16 protein-coding genes are annotated in these 18,701 nt (G+C 74.7%); all 16 read left to right on the top strand.

Annotation, left to right across the window (positions count from 1 at the left end; all coding sequences use genetic code 11):
* Nucleotides 1-19: 19 nt before the first annotated feature.
* The 16 genes from ACTWO6_RS25935 to ACTWO6_RS25860 all read left to right on the top strand — a co-directional run bounded on the left by ACTWO6_RS25935 (nucleotide 20) and on the right by ACTWO6_RS25860 (nucleotide 18,555).
* The gene (locus tag ACTWO6_RS25935; RefSeq protein WP_446216383.1) at nucleotides 20-1,189 is read left to right on the top strand and encodes a YhjD/YihY/BrkB family envelope integrity protein; all 1,170 of its coding nucleotides are present in this window, start codon (nucleotides 20-22) and stop codon (nucleotides 1,187-1,189) included.
* 263 nt (nucleotides 1,190-1,452) lie between these two features.
* Nucleotides 1,453-2,631, top strand: coding sequence for an ROK family protein (locus tag ACTWO6_RS25930; RefSeq protein ID WP_446216382.1), 1,179 nt, complete (start codon nucleotides 1,453-1,455; stop codon nucleotides 2,629-2,631).
* Between the two features lie 65 nt (nucleotides 2,632-2,696).
* Complete coding sequence (locus tag ACTWO6_RS25925; RefSeq protein WP_446216381.1) at nucleotides 2,697-4,259, top strand: sugar ABC transporter ATP-binding protein; 1,563 nt, start codon at nucleotides 2,697-2,699, stop codon at nucleotides 4,257-4,259.
* Nucleotides 4,260-4,302: 43 nt separating this feature from the next.
* Nucleotides 4,303-5,421, top strand: coding sequence for an ABC transporter permease (locus ACTWO6_RS25920; RefSeq protein WP_446216380.1), 1,119 nt, complete (start codon nucleotides 4,303-4,305; stop codon nucleotides 5,419-5,421).
* A gap of 90 nt (nucleotides 5,422-5,511) precedes the next feature.
* Nucleotides 5,512-6,564, top strand: coding sequence for a substrate-binding domain-containing protein (locus ACTWO6_RS25915; protein ID WP_446216379.1), 1,053 nt, complete (start codon nucleotides 5,512-5,514; stop codon nucleotides 6,562-6,564).
* 20 nt (nucleotides 6,565-6,584) lie between these two features.
* Nucleotides 6,585-7,796: a Gfo/Idh/MocA family protein gene (locus tag ACTWO6_RS25910; protein WP_446216378.1), complete on the top strand. Its 1,212-nt coding sequence runs from the start codon at nucleotides 6,585-6,587 to the stop codon at nucleotides 7,794-7,796.
* Between the two features lie 263 nt (nucleotides 7,797-8,059).
* Nucleotides 8,060-9,220 carry an inositol-3-phosphate synthase gene (locus ACTWO6_RS25905; protein WP_446216377.1) on the top strand — a complete coding sequence of 387 codons (1,161 nt, stop codon included), beginning with the start codon at nucleotides 8,060-8,062 and terminating at the stop codon, nucleotides 9,218-9,220.
* Nucleotides 9,204-10,109 carry an SCO3242 family prenyltransferase gene (locus ACTWO6_RS25900; protein WP_446216376.1) on the top strand — a complete coding sequence of 302 codons (906 nt, stop codon included), beginning with the start codon at nucleotides 9,204-9,206 and terminating at the stop codon, nucleotides 10,107-10,109. Before ACTWO6_RS25905 ends, ACTWO6_RS25900 begins: the two co-directional genes overlap by 17 nt.
* Nucleotides 10,106-11,026, top strand: coding sequence for a sugar phosphate isomerase/epimerase family protein (locus ACTWO6_RS25895; RefSeq protein ID WP_446216375.1), 921 nt, complete (start codon nucleotides 10,106-10,108; stop codon nucleotides 11,024-11,026). The genes ACTWO6_RS25900 and ACTWO6_RS25895 overlap by 4 nt, the downstream gene beginning before the upstream one ends.
* A 13-nt stretch (nucleotides 11,027-11,039) precedes the next feature.
* Nucleotides 11,040-11,663 carry an EboA domain-containing protein gene (locus tag ACTWO6_RS25890; protein ID WP_446216374.1) on the top strand — a complete coding sequence of 208 codons (624 nt, stop codon included), beginning with the start codon at nucleotides 11,040-11,042 and terminating at the stop codon, nucleotides 11,661-11,663.
* Nucleotides 11,663-12,514 carry a TatD family hydrolase gene (locus ACTWO6_RS25885; protein ID WP_446216373.1) on the top strand — a complete coding sequence of 284 codons (852 nt, stop codon included), beginning with the start codon at nucleotides 11,663-11,665 and terminating at the stop codon, nucleotides 12,512-12,514. Before ACTWO6_RS25890 ends, ACTWO6_RS25885 begins: the two co-directional genes overlap by 1 nt.
* Nucleotides 12,514-13,713: a metabolite traffic protein EboE gene (eboE, locus tag ACTWO6_RS25880; RefSeq protein ID WP_446216372.1), complete on the top strand. Its 1,200-nt coding sequence runs from the start codon at nucleotides 12,514-12,516 to the stop codon at nucleotides 13,711-13,713. The genes ACTWO6_RS25885 and eboE overlap by 1 nt, the downstream gene beginning before the upstream one ends.
* On the top strand, nucleotides 13,710-15,104 hold the full coding sequence (locus ACTWO6_RS25875; RefSeq protein ID WP_446216371.1) for an alkaline phosphatase family protein: 1,395 nt from the start codon (nucleotides 13,710-13,712) through the stop codon (nucleotides 15,102-15,104). The genes eboE and ACTWO6_RS25875 overlap by 4 nt, the downstream gene beginning before the upstream one ends.
* The gene (locus ACTWO6_RS25870) at nucleotides 15,101-16,168 is read left to right on the top strand and encodes a polyprenyl synthetase family protein (protein ID WP_446216370.1); all 1,068 of its coding nucleotides are present in this window, start codon (nucleotides 15,101-15,103) and stop codon (nucleotides 16,166-16,168) included. The genes ACTWO6_RS25875 and ACTWO6_RS25870 overlap by 4 nt, the downstream gene beginning before the upstream one ends.
* A 97-nt stretch (nucleotides 16,169-16,265) precedes the next feature.
* The gene (locus tag ACTWO6_RS25865) at nucleotides 16,266-17,282 is read left to right on the top strand and encodes a sensor histidine kinase (protein WP_446216369.1); all 1,017 of its coding nucleotides are present in this window, start codon (nucleotides 16,266-16,268) and stop codon (nucleotides 17,280-17,282) included.
* A gap of 262 nt (nucleotides 17,283-17,544) precedes the next feature.
* On the top strand, nucleotides 17,545-18,555 hold the full coding sequence (locus tag ACTWO6_RS25860; protein ID WP_446216368.1) for a sugar phosphate isomerase/epimerase family protein: 1,011 nt from the start codon (nucleotides 17,545-17,547) through the stop codon (nucleotides 18,553-18,555).
* Nucleotides 18,556-18,701: the final 146 nt, after the last annotated feature.

The raw sequence follows: 18,701 nt of genomic DNA, 5'->3' as shown, positions 1-18,701 counted from the left end.
GACCATGAGGGGAGGGGCGATGGCCTCCGACGAGTCTGCCGCCCGCAGCGGGCGCGACCGCGACGAATCCGCCGCGGCCTCCGCGCCCCGCAACGGCGTGGACCGGGCCCGGGACCGGGTTGACCGGTCCGGCGGCCGGCGGGCCGCCGAGGACCGCGGCGGCGACCGGCCCCGCAACCGCCTCGACCTGGACCGGGCGGGTCGGGGGCCGGACCGCTCCGGTCCGGTCGGCCCGGACGACGGGCCGGACAGCCCGACCGCGCTGCCGGGCGCCGGGTGGAAGGCCGCGCTGAAGCGCACGGTCAGGGAGTTCCAGGACGACAGCCTGACCGACTGGGCCGCCGCGCTCACCTACTACGGGGTGCTCTCGATCTTCCCGGGCGTGCTGGTGCTCATCTCGGTGCTGGGGCTGCTCGGCGACAGCGCCACGGAGGGGGTCAAGGACACCGTCAACGAGGCGGTGCCCGAGGAGAACATCCGCAGGATCATCGAGACCGCGATCGAGCAGGCGGGCACCTCCGGCGGCCTGGCCAGCATCGCCGCGATCATCGGTGTGCTCGCCGCCTTCTGGTCGGCCTCCGGCTACATCGCCGCCTTCATGCGCGCCTCCAACACCATCTACGACGTGCCGGAGGGGCGGCCGATCTGGAAGACCCTGCCGATCCGGCTCGGGGTGACCGCCCTGGTCGGCGTGCTGCTGCTGGCCGCCGCGGTGATCGTGGTCTTCACCGGCGGCCTCGCCGAGCAGGTCGGCAGCGCGGTCGGGCTGGGTTCGACGGCCGTGACGGTGTGGAACATCGCCAAGTGGCCGGTGCTGCTGATCCTGGTGAGCCTGATGTTCGCGATCCTCTACTGGGCCTCGCCGAACGCCCGGCACGGCGGCTTCCGCTGGGTCAGCCCGGGCGGGGTGCTGGCCGTGGTGATCTGGCTGGTGATCTCCGGTCTCTTCGCCCTTTACGTCGGCAACTTCGGCTCGTACAACAAGACCTACGGCGCACTGGCCGGCGTGATCATCTTCCTGGTCTGGCTCTGGCTGAGCAACATCGCGATCCTGCTCGGCGCGGAGTTCGACGCCGAGCTGGAGCGCGGACGCGCCATCGAGGCCGGGCACCCGGCCGAGGAGGAGCCGTACGTCGAGCTGCGCGACGACCGGAAGCTGAAGAAGAAGCGCAACGCCGCCGGTCGCTGACCCCGTACCCGTCGACCGCCCCGCCGCTTCCGTCGCGGCGGGGCGGTCGCACGTCCATGGCCCGGTGCCCGCTCCGGGATGAGCTGGGCAGGAACCGGCCTGCTTTTTGGTGATCCACTACGCGCTTTTGCTCAGATGGACAAAAGTTTGGGTCGGATCGCGCTGAAGCTATGGACACGCGGCCCGGAAGGCTCCTACTGTGTCGGACACGACACATCGCCGTTGCGTCGATGTGAACGACTCCGATGCGGAGGTGAGTCCCGGTGCGGACGGTGGACCCCCTGCACGTACGGCTGTTGCGGTTGCTCCGGGACGAGGGGGCGGTGTCCCGGGCGGAGCTCGGCGACCGGTTGCAGATGCCGCGCCCCCGCCTCCTCACCGAGCTGGAACGGCTGGTCGGCCTCGGCTACGTCGCCGAGGCGGGGCTGGCCGCGTCCCGCGGCGGGCGGCGCTCCACACTGGTCGAGCTCAGCCCGCACCTGCGCTTCGCCGCGGTCGACCTGGGCGCCAGCTCGATCGACGTCGAGGTGGTCAACGGCCGCCTCGAACCGGTGGTCGCCTACACCGAGCCGGCCGACATCCGCTCCGGCCCGAAGGTGACCCTCCAGCGGGTCAACGAGCTGCTGCACAAGGCCAAGGTGGACGGCGCGTACGAGCGGCTCGACTCGGTCGGCATCGGCGTGCCCGGGCCGGTGAGCTTCCGCGACGGCGTCCCGGTCTCGCCGCCGATCATGCCGGGCTGGGACCGTTTCCCGGTCCGGGAGCTGCTCACCCGGGAGCACGGGTGCCCGGCGGTGGTCGACAACGACGTCAACATCATGGCGATCGGCGAACGACACGGCGGGGTCGCCCACTCGGTGGACGACTTCCTCTTCATCAAGATCGGCACCGGGATCGGCTGCGGCATCTACCTCAGCGGCGAGGTGTACCGGGGCACCGACGGCTGCGCCGGGGACATCGGCCACATCCAGGTCGACGCGAACGGTCCGATGTGCTCCTGCGGCAACCTCGGCTGCCTGGAGGCGTTGTTCAGCGGTGCCGCGCTGGCCAAGGAGGCGACCGCGGCGGCCCGGGCCGGCATCTCCCCGGCGCTCGCCGAGCGGCTCGAGGCCCGGGGCGCGCTGACCGCGCTGGACGTCGCGCAGGGGGCGGCCGAGGGGGACGTCACCTGCATCCAGCTCATCCGCGACGGCGGCCGGCGGGTCGGCAGCGTGCTGGCCGGGCTGGTGAGCTTCACCAACCCGTCGATGATCGTGATCGGCGGCGGGCTCGCCCAGCTCGGCCACATCCTGCTCGCCGAGATCCGCAGCGTGGTCTACCGCCGGTCGCTGCCCCTGGCCACCGGCAACCTGCCCGTCGTCCTCTCCGAGCTCGGCCCGCGCGCCGGGGTCGCGGGGGCCGCCGTGCTCGCCAGCGACCTGGCCTTCGGGGAGGCGTCATGACCGGCCGCGACACCGATCCGGCCGGCCCGGCCCGGCCACCGACGAGCGGGAGCGAGGAGGTCGTCGTGACGAATGCACCGCTGGTGGAGGCGCCCGCGGACACCGTCGCGGGCGAGGTGGTCCTGCGCCTCACCGACGTGGTCAAGACCTTCCCCGGCGTACGCGCGCTGGACGGGGTGCAGCTGGAGGTGCGCGCCGGCGAGGTGCACTGCCTGCTCGGGCAGAACGGCGCCGGCAAGTCCACCCTGATCAAGGTGCTCTCCGGGGTGCACCGGCCGGACTCCGGCGAGGTCCAGTGGCGTGGCGAGCCGGCGGCCTTCGCCAGCCCGCAGGCCGCGATGCGGGCCGGGATCGCCACCATCTACCAGGAGCTCGACCTGGTCGACGACCTCTCGGTCGCGGAGAACGCCTTTCTCGGCCACGAGCCGCGCCGGTTCGGTTTCGTCCGTCGCGGCCGGATGGCCCGCCGGACCCGGGAGATCCTCGGCCGCCTCGGCCACCCGGAGATCCCGCCGGGGCGGATGGTCCGGGCGCTCCCCGCCGCCGGCAAGCAGGTGGTCAGCATGGCGCGGGCGCTCTCCCACGAGGCCCGACTGATCATCATGGACGAGCCGAGCGCGGTGCTGGCCCACGACGAGGTGGGCAACCTGTTCCGGATCATCCGCGAGTTGACCGCGCAGGGCATCGCGGTCATCTACATCTCGCACCGGCTGGAGGAGATCCGCGAGATCGGCGACCGGGTGACCGTACTCAAGGACGGCCGGACCACCGCGGCGAACCTGCCGGCGCGCGAAACCCCGACCCGCGACCTGGTCGCCCGGATGACGGGCCGGAGCATCGAGTACGTCTTCCCGGACCGCCCGGCCGACGACCCCGCCGGCGCCGAGCTGCTGCACGTGGCGGGCCTGACCCGGGCCGGCGAGTTCGCCGACGTCTCGCTGACCGTGCGGGCCGGCGAGATCGTCGGCGTCGCCGGGCTGGTCGGCTCGGGCCGTTCCGAGCTGCTGGAGACCATCTACGGCGCCCGCCGCGCGCAGGCCGGCACCGTCCGGATGGGCGGCCGGACGCTGCGACCGGGCAGCGTCGGCGCGGCGGTGCGCGCCGGCATGGGGATGGCCCCCGAGGAGCGCAAGAGCCAGGCGCTGCTGCTCGGCGAGTCGATCTACCGCAACGTCACCCTGGCCACATTCGGCCGGTACGCCCGACTCGGCTTCACCGACGCCGGGCGGGAGCGGGCCGAGGCGGACCGGATCGCCGAATCCCTGGAGCTGCGTCCCCGCGACGTCCGGCGGCCGGTGCGCACGCTGTCCGGGGGCAACCAGCAGAAGGTGGTGGTCGGGCGCTGGCTGCTCGGCGACACCCGGCTGCTGCTGCTCGACGAGCCGACCCGGGGCGTGGACGTGGGCGCCCGGGCCGAGCTCTACCAGGTCATCCGGGCGCTGGCCGCCCGGGGTGTCGGCGTCCTGCTGGTCTCCAGCGAGGTGCCGGAGGTGCTGGGGCTCGCCGACCGGGTCCTGGTGATGCGCGAGGGCCGGGTGGTCCGCGAGGCCCCGGCCGGCGAACTCGACGAGAACACCGTGCTCGACCTCGTCATGGCGGGGTCCCTCATGGAAGGTGCGCCGGCATGAGCGAGCGCAGCGAGCGAATCGACGTGTGGACGGAGGCGGCGGCATGAGCGAGATGAGTCCCACGGCGACGCCGGAGCGGGCGGCGGGCCTGCCGGCGCAGTCGCCGCCGGTGGACCCGGCGGAGACCGCGGCGGCCGCGAAGTCCGACGCGCCCGGCCGGCTCTCCTGGTGGCGGGGCGACGGCGGCGAGGGCGCCAAGCGCAACCTGGGCCTGTTGGCGACCCTGGTGGTGCTCATTGTCATCGGCATCCTCACCCGGCCCGACCTGTACGGGAACGCGAGCTGGGTGTGGGGCAACACGCTCACCATCCTCAAGCTCGCCTCGGTGGTCGGCGTGGTGACCGTCGGGATGACCTTCGTGATCATCGGCGGCGGCATCGACCTGTCGGTCGGCGCGATCGTCGCACTGGCCGGCGTCTGGTCCACCACGGTCGCCACCCAGAGCTACGGCGCCGGCGGCATGATCTTCAGCGCGCTGACCGTCGGGCTGGCGGTCGGCCTGGTCAACGGTGTGCTCATCTCGTACGGGCGGCTGGTGCCGTTCATCGCCACGCTGGCCATGCTCGTGGCGGCCCGGGGACTGGCCGCCGAGATCTCCGACAAGCAGACCCAGGTGTCGACCAACGCCACCATCAACGGCATCGCCAGCACGGAGTTGCTCGGCATCCCGCTGCTGGTCTACATCCTCGCCGCGGTGGTCGTCGCCGGCTGGGTGCTGCTCAACCGGACCACCTTCGGCCGCCGCACCGTCGCGGTCGGCGGCAACCCGGAGGCCGCCCGGCTGGCCGGCATCAACGTCCGGCGGCACACCCTGCTGCTCTACGCGCTCTCCGGCCTCTGCTGCGGCATCGCCGCGATCATGCTGACCGCGCAGGCCACCTCCGCGCAGGCGGCGATGGCGAACCTCTACGAGCTGGACGCGATCGCCGCCGCCATCATCGGCGGGACGCTGCTCAGCGGCGGGCGGGGCACCATCATCGGTTCCCTGCTCGGGGTGGTCATCTTCTCCACCATCACCAACCTCTTCGCCATCAACAACGTCTCAATCGAGGCCCAGAACATGGTCAAGGGCGGCATCATCGTCGCCGCCGTTCTGGTCCAGCAGGTGCAGTTCCGCAGTCTCACCCAGTTCCTCGGCCGCAACCGGGCCACCACCACCTGATCCACGCGACACCGGCGGCCACCTCGACAGCGACGGTGGCCGGGACCAGCACACCCATTTTCACCCCACCACCTCATCCAGGAGGTCGTCATGACCCAGCACAGTCGCGATCTGTCGCGCCGCCGGCTGCTGTTCGGCGGGGCCGCGCTCTCCGCCGGCGTCGTGCTCGCCGGCTGCACCAGCAACGAGACGGCGCCGACCGCCGCCCAGACGAAGGCCGCCGCGGCCGGCGGCAACGCCGACCCGGGCAAGAAGGTGACCATCGGCTTCTCCGCCCCGGCCGCCGACCACGGGTGGATCGCCGCCATCACCAACAACGCCAAGGCGCAGGCCGGGGCGTACTCCGACGTGGAGTTCAAGAGCGTGGAGGCCGGCGCGGACGCGGCGGCCCAACGCGCGGCGCTCTCCACCCTGATCTCCCAGAAGCCGGACGTGATCGTGCTGCTGCCGCACGACGGCAAGGAGCTGAACGCGTTCGGCCTGGAGGCGATGAAGGCCGGCATCCCGGTGGTCAACCTGGACCGGGCCTTCCCCGACGCGCGGGCCTACCGGCTCCAGATCAAGGGCGACAACTACGGCATGGGGGTGGCCGCCGCCACCTACATCGTCGAGCAGCTCAAGGCCAAGGGAGTCAGCAGCCCGGTCATCGGGGAGATCCCCGGGATCGACTCGCTGGAGCTGACCCAGGAACGCTCCAAGGGCTTCGCCGACACCCTCGCCGCGAACGGGCTGAAGGTAGCCAACCGCCGCCCGGCCGAGTTCACCGCCGACTCCGGTCAGCAGGCGGCCACCGGCCTGTTCCAGGCGCTGCCGAAGATCGACGCGCTCTGGAACCACGACGACGACCAGGGCATCGGCGTGCTCGCCGCGGTCAACCAGGCCAACCGCAAGGAGTTCTTCATGGTCGGTGGCGCCGGCTCGAAGAAGGCGATGGAGGACATCCAGGCCGACAACACGGTGCTCAAGGCCACCGTCACGTACAGCCCCTCGATGGCCTCCTCGGCCATCTCTCTGGCCCGGCTCATCGGGCAGGGGAAGGGCATGTCCGACCTGGTCGAACTCCAGGTTCCCAAGGAGATCGTGCTCGCCTCGGAGACGATCACCAAGGAGAACGCGGGCAGCTACCTGAAGCTCGGGTTCTGACACACGGGGGGAGACCCACCTTGTCCACTCACGACAGACATCTGCGGGTCGGCATGGTCGGCTACGCGTTCATGGGCGCGGCGCACTCCCAGGCGTGGCGCACCGTGAACCGGGTGTACGACCTGCCGGCGCGGGCCCGGATGTCGCTCATCTGCGGCCGGGACGCCGGGAAGGTGGCCGACGCCGCCGACCGGCTCGGCTGGGAGGGGCACACCACGGACTGGCGGCGGCTGGTCGAGTCCGACGAGATCGACGTGGTCGACATCTGCACGCCGGGCGACAGCCACTGCGAGATCGCGATCGCCGCGCTGGCCGCCGGCAAGCACGTGCTCTGCGAGAAGCCGCTGGCCAACACCGTCGAGGAGGCCCGGCTGATGGCGGCCGCCGCCGCCCGGGCCCGGGCCGACGGGGTGCGCAGCATGTGCGGGTTCAACTACCGCCGGGTGCCCGCGGTCACCATGATGCGGCAGCTCGTCGCCGACGGGCGGCTCGGCGTGATCCGGCACGTCCGCGCGGTGTACCTGCAGGACTGGATCGTGGACCCGCAGTTCCCGCTGGTCTGGCGGTTGCAGAAGGACAAGGCGGGCTCCGGCGCGCTGGGTGACATCGGTGCGCACATCATCGACCTCACCCAGTACGTCACCGGGCAGCGGATCGCCGGGGTGAGCGCGGTGACCGAGACGTTCGTCAAGGAGCGGCCGTTGCCGGCCGGGTCGAGCGGCCTGGCCGCGCAGGCCGACGGCAACGGCCGGGCGATGGGCCAGGTCACCGTGGACGACGCGGCGGCCTTCGTCGCGCGGCTCGACGGCGGGGCGCTGGCCACGTACGAGGCGAGCCGGTTCGCCACCGGCCGCAAGAACGCGCTCCGGGTCGAGATCAACGGCTCGCTCGGCACCCTGGTGTTCGACCTGGAGCGCCTCAACGAGCTGGAGTTCTACGACGCCACCCGGCCCGCCGCCGAGCAGGGCTTCACCCGGATCCTGGTGACCGAGGGCGAGCACCCGTACATGTCGGCCTGGTGGCCGCCCGGCCACATCATCGGCTACGAGCACTCCTTCACCCACCAGATGCGGGACTTCGTCGAGGCGGTCGCCACCGGCGTCGACCCGGCCCCGTCCTTCGCCGACGCGTTGCAGGTCCAGCTCGTGCTGGACGCGGTGACCCGCTCGGCGGAGCTTGGCTCCTCCTGGACGGAGGTGGAAACGGCGGCGGTGGCCGACCTGGCCGCCTGACCCGACGCGGCGCCGGCCGACCCGCCGGCACCGCCCGAGCGACTTTCCGGAGCCGACCGGCGAGGGACCGGCCGCGGTTGCGCCCCGCGGCGGGGACGAGGCCGGCCCCGGAGGGCGTGCCACCGGAGCTTCTCCGGTGCGGCACGAGCAGCACGGCCGTCCGGTGCGGCCGGACCGGGATTCCCCGGCCGCACCGGCGGACGCTTACCACACACCGACGACCAGCGAGATCTCGGCACGGAGGTTCCACGGGAAGGAGCACTATGCGTACGGGTATCTGGCTGATGGGGGCGCGCGGCTCGGTCGCGACCACCAGCATCGTCGGGGCGCTCGCCCTGCGGGCCGGGCTCACCGGCCCGACCGGCTGCGTCACCGAGCTGCCCGAGCTGCGCGGGCCGGCCCTGCCCGCCTTCACCGATCTCGTCCTCGGCGGCCACGATGTGGCGGCGACCCCGCTCATCAAGCGGGCCGAGACGCTGGCCGCCGCCGGCGTGCTGCCCGGCCGGCTGGTCGACGCGCTCGCCGGGGAACTGGCCGAGGTCGAGCGGGCGCTGCGCCCCGCCCCGACCGGGGGCACCCAGGCCGAGCGGGCCGCCGCCGTCGGGCGGGACCTGACCGACTTCCGGGACCGGCACGGGCTGGACCGGGTGGTGGTGGTCAACGTCTCCGCCACCGAACCGGCCGCCGTCCCGCACCCCGCGCACCTCGACCCCGCCGCGCTGCGGACCGCGCTGGCCGGCCCCGACGAGGTGCTGCCGCCCAGCTCGCTCTACGCGTACGCGGCGTTCACCGCCGGCTGCCCCTACGTCGACTTCACGCCGTCCACCGGGGCCCGGCTGCCGGCGCTGGCGGCGCTGGCCGTCGAGCACGGCCTGCCGTACGCCGGGCACGACGGCAAGACCGGGGAGACGCTGGTCAAGTCGGTGCTCGCGCCGATGTTCGCGATGCGGCACCTGGCCGTCCGCTCCTGGTCGGGGGTGAACCTGCTCGGCGGCGGGGACGGCGCGAACCTGGCCGACCCGGCGGCGAACGCGGCCAAGGTGGCCAGCAAGCAGCGGGTGCTCGGCGAGACGCTGGGCTACGTCCCGCAGGGCGACACCCGGATCGACCACGTCGAGGAGCTGGGCGACTTCAAGACCGCATGGGACCTGATCACCTTCGCCGGCTTCCTGGGCACCGGGATGCGGATGGAGTTCACCTGGCACGGTTGCGACTCGGCGCTGGCCGCCCCGCTGGTGCTCGACCTGGCCCGGCTGACCGCCGCCGCGCACGCCGCCGGCCGCCGCGGCCCCCTCCCGGAGCTGGCCTTCTTCTTCAAGGACCCGCTCGACGCCCCCACCCACTCGCTCGCCGAGCAGTGGGCCCTGCTGCGCGACTTCGTCGCCGGCCTGCACCGGGGAGGCGTCGATGACCAGCCTCGCTGACCTGGCCGAGCTGGTCCGGGCGCCGGCCGCGCTCTCCGTACCGGGAGACGTGCTGGCGGGTGCGGCGGCCGCCGGCGTCCTGGACCGCCGGACGCCGGCGCTGGCCGGGGCGTCGGTGCTGCTCTACTGGGCCGGGATGGCGGCCAACGACTGGGCCGACCGCCGCCTGGACGCGGTGGAGCGGCCGGAGCGGCCGATCCCGTCCGGCCGGGTGAGCCCGCCGGCCGCGCTCGGCCTCGCCGCCGGCCTCACCGCCGCCGGGCTCGCCCTGGCCACCGCCGCCGGGGGCCGGCGCGCGGCGGCCGTCGCGGTGCCGCTCGCCACCGCCATCTGGGGGTACGACCTGCTGGCCAAGAACACCGCCGCCGGTCCCGCCGTGATGGCCGCCTGCCGGGGCCTGGACGTGCTGCTCGGCACCGCCTCCGCCGGCCCGGCCGCCCGTCGCGCCGGCGCCTCGCCGGGCGGTCGCGGGTCAGCGTCGGCGGGAACGCGCCTGGCCCGGGCGCTGCCGGCGGCGCTGACCGTCGCCGCGCACACCTGGACGGTCACCGCGCTCTCCCGTCACGAGGTCACCGGCACCGACCGGCGGCTGCCCCGGGCCACCCTCGCCGGCACCGCCGTCGTGGCGGCGACCGCGCTGAGCCGAGCCGACCCGGTCCCGGTCGCGCTCGCCGCCGGCTACGCCACCCGGTACGGCTCCGCGCAGGCCAGGGTGGTGGCCGACCCGTCGCCCGGCCGGGTCCGCGCCGCCGTCGCCGCCGGCATCACCGGCCTGCCCGCGTTGCAGGGCGCGCTGACCGCCCGGGCCGGCGCGCGGGTGCTCGGCCTGGCCGTCGCGGCCGCCGCCCCGCTCGGACGTCGCCTCGCCCGGCTGGTGTCGCCGACATGACCGGGCGCGCGGCACCGGGTGCGGCCGGGGCGGGCCACGCCCCGCTCCGCCCGACCGGGCTGCGGTTCGGCTACGGCACCAACGGCTTCGCCAACCACCGGCTGCCCGACGCGCTGGCGGTCATCGCCGACCTCGGCTACCAGGGGGTGGCGCTCACCCTGGACCATGACCACCTGGACCCGTTCACGCCCGGGCTGGCCCGCCGGGTCGCCGCCGTGCACCGCCGGCTGGCCGCGCTCGGCCTGGCCGTGGTGGTCGAGACCGGGGCCCGCTACCTGCTCGACCCGTGGCACAAGCACGCCCCGACGCTGCTGCACGAGGACCCTGCCCGGCGGGTCGACTTCCTCCGCCGGGCGGTACGGATCGGCGCCGACCTGGGCGCCGAGGCGGTCTCGTGCTGGGCCGGGGTACGCCCGCCGGAGGTGCCGCCGGCCGTCGCGTGGGACCGGCTGGTGGCCGGCTGCGCCACCGTCTGCGCCGAGGCGGAGGCGGTCGGCGTGCCGCTCGGCTTCGAGCCGGAGCCGGGCATGCTGGTCGAGGAGATCGCCGGCTGGCGGCGGCTGCGCGCCGCGCTCGGCGCGCCACCCGGGTTCGGCATCACCCTCGACATCGGACACTGCCGCTGCCTGGAGCCGGCACCGGTGCCGGACTGCGTGGCGGCGGTCGCCGACCACCTGGTCAACGTGCAAATCGACGACATGCGCCGGGGCGTGCACGAGCACCTGGAGTTCGGCGCCGGCGAGATCGACTTCCCGCCGGTGCTGCGTGCCGTCGCCGACGTCGGCTACCGCGGCCTGGTCGCGGTGGAGCTGCCCCGGCACTCGCACGCCGCGCCGACCGTGGCCGCCCGCTCGGTCGAGTTCCTCCACGCCGCCGCCCGGACGGCCGAGAAGGGCGGCGGCGCACCACGTACCTGAGAGGGGAGACGGCATGACACCCGACCGACTGCGCGCCGCGCTGCGGGGCGTACCCGATCCACGGTGGCTGGATGCGGCGCTGCGCCGCGTCGCGACCGAACCCGCGGCGATCGCCCGACTCTTCCCCGCCGCCGCGCGGCGCTGCGGGCGGGGGCCGCTGCCCGACCCGCCCGGCTGGACCGTCGACGAGGCCGCCCGGGCGCTGCTGCTCACCGCGCTCCCCGTCGACCACGTGGCGACGACGGCGGAGACCCTCTACCGGCACGGCGACGCGGCCGAGAAGCGGGCCGTGCTGCGGGCGTTGCCGCTGCTGCCGATCGGCGCGGCCTGCGTACCGCTGCTGCACGACGCCATCCGCACCAACGACACCCGGCTGGTCGCCGCCGCCCTCGGCCCGTACGCCCGGCACCTGGAGCAGGCGGCCTGGCGGCAGGCGGTGCTCAAGTGCGTCTTCACCGGCGTACCGCTGGCAGTGGTGGACGACCTCGACGGCCGGGCGGACGGGGAGCTGGCCGCGATGCTGGCCGCGCTGGCCGCCGAGCGGCACGCGGCCGGCCGCGCCATGCCCGCCGACGCCACGGACCTGCTCGACCGGCTCGGCGCCGGCTCGGACCTGACCACCGCCAGGGAGGCGTGATGCGCATCTTCGACCCGCACATCCACATGACGTCACGGACCACCGACGACTACGAGCGGATGGCCGCCGCCGGCGTGCGCGCGGTGGTGGAGCCGGCGTTCTGGCTGGGTCAGCCCCGCACCAGCGCCGCCACGTTCGTCGACTACTTCGACTCGTTGATCGGCTGGGAGCCGTTCCGGGCCGGGCAGTTCGGCGTCCGGCACCACGCCACCGTCGCGCTCAACCCCAAGGAGGCCAACGACCCGCGCTGCCACCCGGTGCTCGACCTGCTCCCGCGTTACCTCGACAAGGACGGCGTGGTGGCGGTCGGCGAGATCGGCTACGACTCGATGACCCCGGCCGAGGACGCCGCGTTCGCCGGCCAGCTCGCCCTGGCCGTCGGCCACGACCTGCCCGCCCTGGTGCACACCCCGCACCGGGACAAGGCGCGGGGCGTCGAGCGGAGCCTCGCGGTGGTCGCCGAGTCGGGCATCGAGCCGGGGCGGGTGCTGGTCGACCACCTCAACGAGGTCACCGTGAAGCTGGTCCGGGACACCGGCTGCTGGCTGGGCTTCTCCATCTACCCGGACACCAAGATGACGCCGCCGCGGATGGTCGAGCTGCTGCGGACGTACGGGACCGAGCGGATGCTGGTCAACTCGGCGGCCGACTGGGGGCGCTCCGACCCGCTGCTCACCTGGGCCACCGGCGAGGCGATGCTGCTCGCCGGCTTCACCGACGACGACGTCGACCGGGTGCTCTGGCGCAACCCGGCGGAGTTCTACGGCCAGTCCGGCCGGCTCGACCTCAGTGACCTGGACCTGCCCGCCGCCACCTTCGCCGGCAACTCCATCCTGCGCGGGGGCGAGTGATGCGGCTCCGGCACGTCGACGGCAGCACCGTCCACCTCGGCTACTGCACCAACGTCCACCCGGCGGAGGACCTGGCCGGCATCCTCGCCCAGCTCGACCGCTACGCCGTGCCGGTCCGCCGCGCCCTCGACGCCGACCTGCTCGGCCTCGGGCTCTGGCTGGCCGCCCCGGTCGCCGCCGAGCTGGCCGCCGACCCGGCGCTGCGCCGCCGGCTCCGCACCGAGCTGACCGTACGCGGGCTGGAGGTGGTCACCCTCAACGGCTTCCCGTACGCGTCGTTCCAGGCGCCGGTGGTCAAGGGCGCGGTCTACCACCCGGACTGGACCACCGGCGACCGGCTGACGTACACGCTGCACCTGGCCCGGGTGCTGGCCGACCTGCTCCCCGACGACGCCGCCCGGGGCTCGGTCTCCACCCTGCCGCTGGCCTGGCGGGAGCCGTGGGACGCCGACCGCGCGGCGGCGGCCCGGCGGCGGCTCGCCGAACTGGCGACCGGGCTCGCCGCGGTCGAGCGGGAGACCGGCCGGCCGATCCGGGTCGGCTTCGAACCGGAACCGGGGTGCATTGTGGAGTCCACGGGACAGGCGGGCGCGGTATTGTCAGCCATGGATACCGACCGGCTCGGGATCTGCCTCGATCTCGCGCACCTGGCGTGCGCCTGGGAGGAGCCGGTCGAGGCGCTGGCCCGGCTGGAGTCGGCCGGGCTGCCGGTGGTCAAGGTGCAGGTCTCCGCCGCCGTCGAGGCGACCGACCCGGCCGGGTCGACCGAGGCGCTGCGCCGCTGGGTCGAGCCCCGCTTCCTGCACCAGACCCGGGCCGCCGGCTGCGCCTCCGCCGCCGACCCGGCCGACCCGGCGTACGCGGCCGACGACCTGGACGCCGCCCTCGACGCGCGGCTGCCCGGGCCGTGGCGGGTGCACTACCACGTGCCGCTGCACGCGCCGCCCGAGCCGCCGCTGCGCTCCACCCTGCCGGTGCTGCGGGCCGCCCTCGCCGGGCTCTTCGCCGGCCCCGCCGCCGGCTGCGACCACCTCGACGTCGAGACGTACACCTGGGGGGTGCTGCCGGCGGCACGGCGGCCGCGCACCGACGCGGAGCTGGCCGCCGGGATCGCCGCCGAGCTGGCCTTCGCCCGCGACGAGCTGGTCGCCGTCGGCCTCGCCGCCGCGACCCCGGCCGGGACGGGGGTACGGCGGTGAGCCGGCGGCTGGTGGTCCTCGACGTGGTCGGGCTGACCCCGCGCCTGCTGGCGCACATGCCGCGGCTGCGCGCGGTCGCCGAGGCCGGCTTCGCCGCCGAGCTGGGCACCGTGCTGCCCGCCGTGACCTGCTCGGTGCAGTCCACCTTCCTCACCGGCGAGCCACCGTCGGGGCACGGGATCGTCGGCAACGGCTGGTACTTCCGGGGCCTCGGCGAGGTGCTGCTGTGGCGGCAGCACCACGCGCTGGTCGGTGGGGAGAAGCTCTGGCAGGCGGCCCGCCGGGTCGAGCCCGGCTACACGGTGGCGAACGTCTGCTGGTGGTACGCGATGGGCGCCGACGTGGACTGGACGGTCACCCCCCGGCCGGTCTACTACGCCGACGGCCGCAAGGAGCCGGACTGCTGGACCGACCCGCCGGAGCTGCACGACGTGCTCACCGACGCGCTCGGCACCTTCCCGCTCTTCACCTACTGGGGGCCGGGCGCCGGGCTGCCCTCGTCCCGGTGGATCTGCCGCGCCGCCGAGCGGATCCTGGCCGACCACGCACCCGACCTGACCCTGGTCTACGTGCCGCACCTGGACTACGACCTGCAACGCTTCGGCCCGAACTCGCCGCGGGCCGCCGCGGCGGCGGCCGAGCTGGACGCGGTGCTCGCCCCGCTGCTGGACGCCGCCCGGGCGAAGGACGCCACGGTGGTGGCGCTGTCGGAGTACGGCATCACCGACGTCTCCCGGCCGGTGGACGTCAACCGGCTGCTGCGCGCCGAGGGGCTGCTGCGGGTCTACACCCAGGCCGGCATGGAGTACCTCGACCCGTGGACGTCCCGGGCCTTCGCGGTCGCCGACCACCAGGTCGCGCACGTCTACGTCCGGGACCCGGCCGACGTGCCGGCGGTGGCGAAGCTCTGCGCCGGGCTGCCCGGGGTGGCCGAGGTGCTCGACGCCGACGGCCAGGCCGGGTACGGGCTGGACCACGCCCGCTCCGGCGAGCTGGTGCTGGTGGCCGAGCCGGACGCCTGGTTCACCTACTACTACTGGCTCGACGACGCCCGCGCCCCCGACTTCGCCCGGCTGGTCGAGATCCACCGCAAGCCCGGGTACGACCCCGCCGAGTTGTTCTTCGACCCGGCCGCGCCGGCCGCCGCGAAGCGCCGGGCGGCGGTGGCGCTGGCCCGCAAGAAGCTCGGCCTGCGGTACCTGATGGGCGTGGTCGGGCTGGACGCCGGCGCCCGGGCGGTCCGCGGCTCGCACGGCCGGCTGCCCGCCGACCCGACGGACGGGCCGGTGCTGCTCTGCTCGGACCCGTCCGTCGCCCGCGACCGGCTGGCCGCGACCGACGTGAAGGCGCTGCTGCTCCAGCTCGCCGGACTGGCCCGGGAGGCCCCATGACCGTGACCGTCGTACCGACCGACCCGACCCTGCTGCGGGAGCGTTTCGACGCGGAGCTCGCGGCGTTCCTGCACCTGCGGGGGCCGGGTCGGTCGGACGGCGTTCCGGGGGCCGTGCACGCCGCCCTGCACCGGTTCGTCCTGGCCGGCGGCAAGCGGCTGCGGCCCCTCTTCTGCTACTGGGGCTGGCGGGGTTTCGGCGGGCCGGACGGGCCATCGATCATGGGCGCGGCGGCGGCGCTGGAGCTCTTCCACGCCTTCGCGCTGATTCACGACGACATCCTGGACGGCAGCGACCGCCGGCGCGGCCAGCCCACGGTGCACCGGCACTTCGCCGACCTGCACGCCCGGTCGTCCTGGCGGGGTGACCCGGCGGCGTACGGGCGTGACGCCGCCCTGCTCTGCGGGAACCTCTGCGCCGCCTGGGCGCAGGAGATGTTCCACGGCTGCGGGCTCGGCGCCGAGCAGCTGCGCCGGGGGTACGCGGTCTTCGCGCTGATGCGCGCCGAGGTGATCGCGGGGGAGTACCTCGACCTGGTCTCAGCCGTCGGTGACGGCTCGGTGGCGACGGCGTTGACCGTGATCCGGATGAAGACCGCCCGCTACACGGTGACCCGGCCGCTGCAGATGGGCGCGGCCCTGGCCGGCGCGGATCCGGCCGTGGTGGACGCGCTGGCGGAGTTCGGCGACCCGCTCGGCGACGCCTTCCAGCTCCGCGACGACCTGCTCGGGGTCTTCGGCGACCCGGCGGTGACCGGCAAGTCCACCGTGGACGACCTGCGCGAGGGCAAACCCACGGTGCTGATGGCGTTGACCCGGGCCGCCGCCGACCCGGCCGGGTCGGCCCGGCTGCGGGCCCTCTTCGGCAACCCGGCGCTGGACGCGGCCGGCGCGGCCGAGCTGCGCGAGGTCATCGAGGCCACCGGGGCCCGGGAGCAGGTGGAGCGGATGATCCGGGTACGCGCGGCGCAGGCGCGGGCCGCGCTGGACCGGCAGGTCCTGGCGGAGCCGGCGCGGTCGGCGCTCGCGGAGCTGGCGGCCCGCGCGCTGTACCGCCGGCACTGACCGCAACCCGCTGAGCGCCCCGACCGGTCCCGCGACGCGCCGACCAGACCACGGACGCGCGCGGTCCCGGCCGGGCCGGCTGCCGTACCTTGACCGCATGGGACGCCTCGCCGAGTGGCGTCGGGTCGCGCGGGCGTACCCGACCGCCGCCGACGCGCTGCTGGCCGCGCTGGTGTTCGCGGTCAGCCTGCTGCCGGTGAACCCGCCGGGCGGCCCGCCCCGGGACCCGCTCACCGCCGGAGCGGTGCTGCTGGCGTTCGTCGGTTGCGCCGCGCTCGCGGTCCGCCGCCGGTACCCGCTGCCGGTGCTCGGGGTGACGCTGGCCGCCGCGGTGCTCGCGCTCCTCACCCACCAGGCGCGCGGCCCGTTCGTGATCACGGTGGCGATCGCCGCGTACACGGTCGCCACGCGCACCCACCGGCGCACCGCGTTCCTCGCCGGCGCGGTGAGCGCCCTCCTGCTCGGCGCGGCGGCAGCGCTCACCCTCGACGTGCCGTGGCTGGACCCGGCCGTCGTGGTGCTGCTGCTCTGGTTAGGTGTGGCGGTCGCCGTGGGCGACGCGGTACGCAGCCGGCGGGCGTACGTGGCGGTGCTGGAGGAGTGGGCCCGCTGGGCCGAGCAGATCCGCGAGGAGGAGACCGAGGCGCCCACTGAGCCGGCGCCCAGCCTCAACCGGCTCGACGCCCTGGTGGAGGGGTTCAGCACCGGGCAGCCGGTGCGCTGGACCGTCGCCGGGCAGCCCCGGCCGCTGCCCAGCGCCGTCGACGTGGCCGCGTACCGGATCATCGAGGAGTCGCTGACCAACGCGCACAAGCACGCCCCGGGCGCGGCCGTCGCGGTCCGCCTGCGCTACGACCCCGAGGGCGTCACCATCGAGGTACGCGACGAGGGCGGGCCCGCCGCGGCGCCCGGGTCGGACGCCGCGGCGCTCCCCACCGGTGCCCGGGCGGCCGGGCCGCAACAGGCGGATGACGGGCTGCGGGCCGGGCTGGGGCTGGTCGGCATGCGGGAGCGGGCCGAGACCGTCGGCGGCGCCTTCTCCGCCGGGCCGCGTCCGGGCGGCGGCTGGCTGGTCCGGGCCGAGCTGCCCGCCCCCGAGGAGGAGGCCGAATGACCGTCCGGGTGCTGCTCGCGGGCGACCCGGCCGGCGCGGACCGGTGCGCCTCCACCCCGCCGCCGGGCCTTCCCCGACGGTCCGCGCCGACCTAGAGTGAGGGCGGCGACCGCGAGGTGGCCGGTGACCCGACGGGAGGCGCAACCCGTCGGGCCCAGGCGCGAGCCCGCGCCCACCGGTGCTCCGTCGGGGCCGCCCGTACCCCGGTCGCCCTCGCCCCGGTCCGCTACGGAATCCCCCATCACGACAGGGGAGAAGCACAATGGCGCGACCCATCACGCTCTTCACCGGCCAGTGGGCCGACCTTCCGTTCGACGAGGTCTGCCGGCTCGCCGCCGAATGGGGCTACGACGGCCTGGAGATCGCCTGCTGGGGCGACCACTTCGAGGTCGACAAGGCCCTCGCCGACGAGTCGTACGTCGACCGGAAGCGGGCCACCCTCGCCAAGCACAACCTGCAGGTCTTCGCCATCTCCAACCACCTGGTCGGGCAGGCGGTCTGCGACCACCCGATCGACGAGCGGCACCAGGACATCCTGCCCGCGCGGATCTGGGGCGACGGCGAGCCCGAGGGGGTACGCCGGCGCGCCGCCGAGGAGATCAAGGACACCGCCCGGGCGGCGGCGAAGCTGGGCGTCAAGACGGTGGTCGGCTTCACCGGCTCGTCGATCTGGCACACCCTGGCGATGTTCCCGCCGGTGCCGCCCGCGATGATCGAACGCGGCTACCAGGACTTCGCCGACCGGTGGAACCCGATCCTGGACGTCTTCGACGAGGTGGGGGTCCGCTTCGCCCACGAGGTGCACCCCAGCGAGATCGCCTACGACTACTGGACCACCAAGCGGGCCCTGGAGGCGATCGGCCGCCGCCCGGCGTTCGGGCTGAACTGGGATCCGTCGCACTTCGTCTGGCAGGAGCTGGACCCGGTGAACTTCATCTTCGACTTCGCCGACCGGATCTACCACGTGGACTGCAAGGACGCGAAGGTCCGCACCGGCGACGGGCGGCGCGGCCGGCTCTCCTCGCACCTGCCCTGGGCGGACCTGCGCCGGGGCTGGGACTTCGTCTCCACCGGCCACGGGGACGTGCCCTGGGAGGACTGTTTCCGGGCGTTGAACGCGATCGGGTACACCGGCCCGATCTCGATCGAGTGGGAGGACGCCGGCATGGACCGGCTGGTCGGTGCGCCCGAGGCGCTCCAGTTCGTCCGCCGGCTCGCCTTCGACGCCCCGGCGGCGGCCTTCGACGCCGCGTTCAGCAGCAACCGGGACTGACCCGCGCCGTCCGGGGCCGGCGGGCCGGCCCCGGACGGGCGCTGCGGCGGTGTCGTCGAAGCCGGCGCGGGCGCGGCCGCCGGCAGATGCATGGTCGGCGGCTACGAACCTGATGACGTAAACGATTCACCGTGGGGTGGCCCGCC

The organism is Micromonospora sp. IBHARD004 (genome assembly GCF_052814115.1).
The sequence above is the reverse complement of the archived record's forward strand: the minus strand, read 5'-3'. Positions and strand labels throughout refer to the sequence as shown.

Bases quoted from the DNA above. Each gene is read 5' to 3' on its own strand.
- ACTWO6_RS25935 (WP_446216383.1), top strand. From the start codon at position 20: ATGGCCTCCGACGAGTCTGCCGCCCGCAGCGGGCGCGACCGCGACGAA.
- ACTWO6_RS25920 (WP_446216380.1), top strand. From the start codon at position 4,303: ATGAGCGAGATGAGTCCCACGGCGACGCCGGAGCGGGCGGCGGGCCTG.
- ACTWO6_RS25915 (WP_446216379.1), top strand. From the start codon at position 5,512: ATGACCCAGCACAGTCGCGATCTGTCGCGCCGCCGGCTGCTGTTCGGC.
- ACTWO6_RS25905 (WP_446216377.1), top strand. From the start codon at position 8,060: ATGCGTACGGGTATCTGGCTGATGGGGGCGCGCGGCTCGGTCGCGACC.
- ACTWO6_RS25900 (WP_446216376.1), top strand. From the start codon at position 9,204: ATGACCAGCCTCGCTGACCTGGCCGAGCTGGTCCGGGCGCCGGCCGCG.
- ACTWO6_RS25895 (WP_446216375.1), top strand. From the start codon at position 10,106: ATGACCGGGCGCGCGGCACCGGGTGCGGCCGGGGCGGGCCACGCCCCG.
- ACTWO6_RS25890 (WP_446216374.1), top strand. From the start codon at position 11,040: ATGACACCCGACCGACTGCGCGCCGCGCTGCGGGGCGTACCCGATCCA.
- ACTWO6_RS25885 (WP_446216373.1), top strand. From the start codon at position 11,663: ATGCGCATCTTCGACCCGCACATCCACATGACGTCACGGACCACCGAC.
- eboE (WP_446216372.1), top strand. From the start codon at position 12,514: ATGCGGCTCCGGCACGTCGACGGCAGCACCGTCCACCTCGGCTACTGC.
- ACTWO6_RS25870 (WP_446216370.1), top strand. From the start codon at position 15,101: ATGACCGTGACCGTCGTACCGACCGACCCGACCCTGCTGCGGGAGCGT.
- ACTWO6_RS25865 (WP_446216369.1), top strand. From the start codon at position 16,266: ATGGGACGCCTCGCCGAGTGGCGTCGGGTCGCGCGGGCGTACCCGACC.
- ACTWO6_RS25860 (WP_446216368.1), top strand. From the start codon at position 17,545: ATGGCGCGACCCATCACGCTCTTCACCGGCCAGTGGGCCGACCTTCCG.